Annotated in this window: 3 protein-coding genes and 2 pseudogenes; 2 read left to right on the top strand and 3 right to left on the bottom strand. The window is 69.4% G+C overall.

The annotated features are described in order from the left end of the window. Positions 1-914: HNH endonuclease signature motif containing protein (locus A5659_RS21710; protein ID WP_067184161.1), on the top strand; the 914-nt coding region annotated here is incomplete at its 5' end. Between the two features lie 102 nt (positions 915-1,016). Here A5659_RS21710 and A5659_RS21705 read toward each other — a convergent pair. Beyond that, the gene (locus A5659_RS21705) at positions 1,017-1,964 is read right to left on the bottom strand and encodes a class I SAM-dependent methyltransferase (RefSeq protein ID WP_066877626.1); all 948 of its coding nucleotides are present in this window, start codon (positions 1,962-1,964) and stop codon (positions 1,017-1,019) included. Positions 1,965-1,966: 2 nt separating this feature from the next. Continuing rightward, positions 1,967-2,917 carry a class I SAM-dependent methyltransferase gene (locus A5659_RS21700; protein WP_067184157.1) on the bottom strand — a complete coding sequence of 317 codons (951 nt, stop codon included), beginning with the start codon at positions 2,915-2,917 and terminating at the stop codon, positions 1,967-1,969. Positions 2,918-3,087: 170 nt separating this feature from the next. Between A5659_RS21700 and A5659_RS21695 the strand changes: the two are divergent. Continuing rightward, positions 3,088-3,678, top strand: a pseudogene (locus tag A5659_RS21695) (TIGR00374 family protein); the annotation flags it as partial. Here A5659_RS21695 and A5659_RS27315 read toward each other — a convergent pair. Beyond that, a pseudogene (locus tag A5659_RS27315) lies at positions 3,670-4,182 on the bottom strand (TIGR00374 family protein); the annotation flags it as partial. The pseudogenes A5659_RS21695 and A5659_RS27315 overlap by 9 nt on opposite strands. Positions 4,183-4,250 lie beyond the last annotated feature (68 nt).

Genomic DNA, 4,250 nt, shown 5'->3' with positions numbered 1-4,250 from the left:
CGCGGGCTGGCGAGGGTTCTGATGAGCATTACGCCGAGCTTGCCGCGGTGGCCACGGTGAACCAGTTGCGTACCGCGGTCAAGCTCGAACCGCGGCCCGACCCCAAGCCCCGGCCCGAAGTCGAGCACACGTTCACCGCGACCGCCACCGAGACGGGCAGTTGCTACCGGATCACGCTTCCGCACCCCGATGCGGCGAAGTTCGACGCGGCGTTGGCGTCGCATCGTGAGGCGCTGATCGCCGAGTGGAAACACGATCAGGCCACCAGCGCCGGTGATCAGCGGCCCCCGATGCCGGGCACGGTCGAGGCATTCATGCGCCTGATCGAGACCGGCTGGGACGCCGAGGCGGCGCGGCGCCCGCACGGACAGCACACCACCGTGGTGGTGCACCTCGACGTGGAAAAACCCACCGCGGCACTGCATCTGGGTCCGCTGCTCTCCGATGCCGACCGCCAATACCTGACCTGTGATGCCACGTGCGAAGTGTGGTTCGAGCGTCACGGACAAGTCATCGGTGCCGGGCGGGCGACGCGGGTGATCAACCGGCGGCTGCGCCGCGCGCTGGAGCATCGCGACCGCACGTGCGTGGTTCCTGGTTGTGGTGCCACCCGCGGTCTGCACGCCCACCACCTGCGGCACTGGGAAGACGGCGGCCCCACCGAGTTGGCCAACCTGGTGCTGGTCTGTCCCTACCATCACCGGTCACATCATCGCGGTGTCATCACCATCAGCGGGCCCGCACACGCACTCGTGGTCCGCGACGACGAAGGCCGAGTACTGAGCCCGGGATCGCTGGCGCGCCCACCCACGGGACCCCCGCCCACGGTGGCGCCGTGTCCGGGACCGATCGGCGAACGCGCCGACTGGTGGTGGTACACACCCTTCCAACCCCACCCACCACCAAACAACTAGGGACGACGGGTCACTACCGGCAACGCATCGGTGCTCTAAAACGTTGGGGCGCAGAGGTATTCGTTCGCGCCTGGACCGCCTACCCCGCCGTGGACATGGGCGCTAGCTCGCCGCGCGCTGCGCCGCGACGAACAGATTGCCGGGCACGTAGTCGCGAACCTCCTCGGGCGCCGCACGCCCATAGCCGGCCATCAATTCGTCGGCCGGGGTGACCGTCACCTCCCAGCCGTGGCGGCCGAACCATTCGCCGACGTCCTCGCGCTCCTCGAAATACCAGAGTTCGTCGGTGCGGGGTATCTCACGATCCGGATCCACGCCGGCCATCAGCCCGCGGATCCGATCCATCCGCTCGCGGCGCTTGGCGCGGGCCTGCGGGTCGAGGAACTTCGGACCCAGGGCCTCCACGGCCACCCGGCTGCCCGGCGCGGTCAGCCCCTGGATGCGTTCGAACAGCAGCTCTTGGGCGGCCGCCGGCAGATAGGGCATCAATCCCTCGGCCGACCAGACGCTGGGCGCGTCGGCGTCAAAACCCGCCTGCCGCAACGCGGCCGGCCAATCCTGGCGCAGGTCCACCGGCACCGCGACGCGATTACAGGCGGGCTGCGCCCCATGTTCGGCCAACGTGGCCGCCTTGAAGTCCAGCACCTTGGTCTGGTCGAGCTCGTAGACCGTCGTGCCCGCAGGCCACGCCAACCGCCAGGACCGCGCGTCCAGGCCGGCCGCCAGGATCACCGCCTGGCGAATGCCTGCGCCGGTGGCTTCGCGGAAGAAACTGTCGAAAAACGCTGTGCGCGAGGCCATATAACCGACCATCGACTGCATCTGCAGCGGCAACGTCGGCTCGGCCTCGATGACCTCGGCCGGCAACTGCGCCGCGGAATGCCAATTCCACACGCCGTCCCCGGCGGCGTCAAGGAAAACCTGCGCGAATGGGTCCGTGATCAACGGGTTTTCGTTACGGGTCTCCGCCGCGCGGGCCGAGGCCACCCCCAGCGCGGTCGCCCCCACGCTTTCGGTGATCTCCCAGCTGTCGTTGTCGGTCCTGGGCACAGTCAGTTTCCTCTCGTCCGATGCGCAGACACGAACAGCGTCTGTGGTGTGGCGTCGTCGATGTCTTGTGGTGGCCTGCGGTCGTACCCGGCCATCAGCTCGGGGGCCGGGGTGACCGTCACGTCCCAGCCGTGCCGACCTAACCAGTCGGCCACGTCTTCGCGTTCCTCGAAGTACCACAGGTCTTGCACGTCGGGAATGTCACGGTCGGGCTCCAGTTCGGCCATCAGGTCGCGCACCCGCTGCATGGTCTGGCGCTGCCTGTCGCGGACGCCCTCGTCGAGGAAGTCGGGGCCTGGCGCCTCCACGGCGATCCGGCTGCCTTGCGTGCCGAGCGCCTGTACCCGCTCGAATAACAACTCCTGGGCGGTCGCCGGCAGAAACGGCAACAGCCCCTCGGCCGACCACACGCTGGGCGCGTGCGCGTCAAATCCCGCGCCCTGCAAGGCGGACGGCCAGTCGTGGCGCAGGTCGACGGGAACGCTGACCAGCTCGCAGGTCGGCTCGGCGCCCTTGTCGCGCAGCGTCGCGGACTTGAACTCCAGCACCCGCGGCTGGTCCAACTCGTACACCGTGGTGCCGTCCGGCCAGGGCAACCGCCACGCCCGCGAGTCCAGCCCGGCCGCCAGGATCACCACCTGCCGCACGCCCGCGCCGGTCGCGTCGAGGAAGAACTTGTCGAAGAACGCCGTCCGCGCGGCCATGTAGTCGACCATCCCCTGCATCCGCGGCTTGAGGTCCGGATCGATCTCGGCGACCTGGGCGGGCAGGTTGGGGGCCGCGAACCAGTCCCACACGCCCGCTCCCGCGGCCTGCAGGAACACCCGCGCGAACGGATCGCTGATCAGCGGGGTCTCGCTCTCGGTCTCCGCGGCCCGGGCCGCCGCCACGCCCAGCGCCGTGGCGCCCACGCTCTCGGTGATCTCCCAGCTGTCGTCGTCCGTCCTGGCCACGCCGCCACCCGCCCCCAATTCGCTAGCACGCCTACCTACCCGACCCTACGCGCGCCGGATGAGTGGAAGCTGTCAACGAACCGGGTATTGCGTTAACTTGTCGGCGGGCCACTGCGCGGGCCGAAAGCAAGGCTCAGCGGTGCCGAGCGAAGCCGAAGGATCCTTCATACATGCGAGTTGACGGGCGCGACATCATCGTCTCCGGCAACCTGCTGCAGCCGTTGACCCGGCGGACCAACGACATCCTGCGGCTGATCCTGGCGTTGCTCTTCCTGGCGCTGGTGATCACGGGCTCGGTGATCACCCGCCCGCAGTGGATCGCGCTGGAGAGATCCGTGTCGCAGATCGTCGGCGTCTTGTCGCCGACCCAATCCGACGTGGCGTACCTGATCTATGGCCTTGCGATCGTGGCGTTGCCGTTCATGATCCTCATCGGCCTGATCGTCGCCGGGCAGTGGAAACTGCTGGGCGCCTACGCCACCGCGGGGCTGAGCGCGATCGTGTTGTTGTCGATCAGCGGCACCGGCCTCGCCGCGCCGCGGTGGCACTTCGACGCCCTCGACCGGCTGACCACGCTGCCGGCGCAGTTCCTCGACGACCCGCGGTGGATCGGGATGCTGGCGGCGGTGCTGACGGTGTCGGGGCCCTGGCTGCCGGCGCGCTGGCGGCACTGGTGGTGGGCCCTGCTGCTGGCCTTCGTTCCGATCCATCTGGTGGTCAGCGCCATCGTCCCGGCGCGCTCGTTGGTGGGCCTGGCGGTCGTTGAGGACTTTCAGCGATTCCCACAGCCGGGCAACGGGAGTCGTCGTCGCGCATTCGTCAATGGGGGTGCCGAGCGGGCGCCGGTGCGAGTACAGCATCCAGCCGCGGTCCAGCGGCGCGACCGCGACCGTCGCCGTGTTGGCCAGGCCCGCGTTGCCGATGGCGATCGCCATCAGCGCGCGGTGTTCGACGGCGCGGCGCATGGAGGTCACTAGGGGCGCGGTTTCGGCGTCGCGCAGCTTCAGCTTTCCCCAGAGCTGGCGCAGCGCTCCGCCGCTGCGTTGATGCGGGCCGTACAACTCGATCAGCGCCGTGTCACCGAGATGTTCGCCCTCCGCCGAAAGGATCAGCGGGCCACGGCCGGCCGGCCGGACCACGGTGAGCCGCGTGACGGTGAAGCCCGCCTTGGCCAGGGCGCGCACCGCCGCGTCCAACGGCACCTCGAGCGCGGGCGTGCCGACGACGAGCACCACCAGCGCGCCCACCACCCACCCGACCGCCACGATCGCCCACGGTGACCTGCGCAGCCACCACATCACCGTGGAGGACGACACCGTGATGTTCGGTGGGT

Origin of the sequence: Mycobacterium sp. 1165196.3 (assembly GCF_001673415.1) — a bacterium.
Taxonomy (GTDB): domain Bacteria; phylum Actinomycetota; class Actinomycetes; order Mycobacteriales; family Mycobacteriaceae; genus Mycobacterium; species Mycobacterium europaeum_A.
This window is presented reverse-complemented; position numbering and strand designations above follow the sequence as displayed.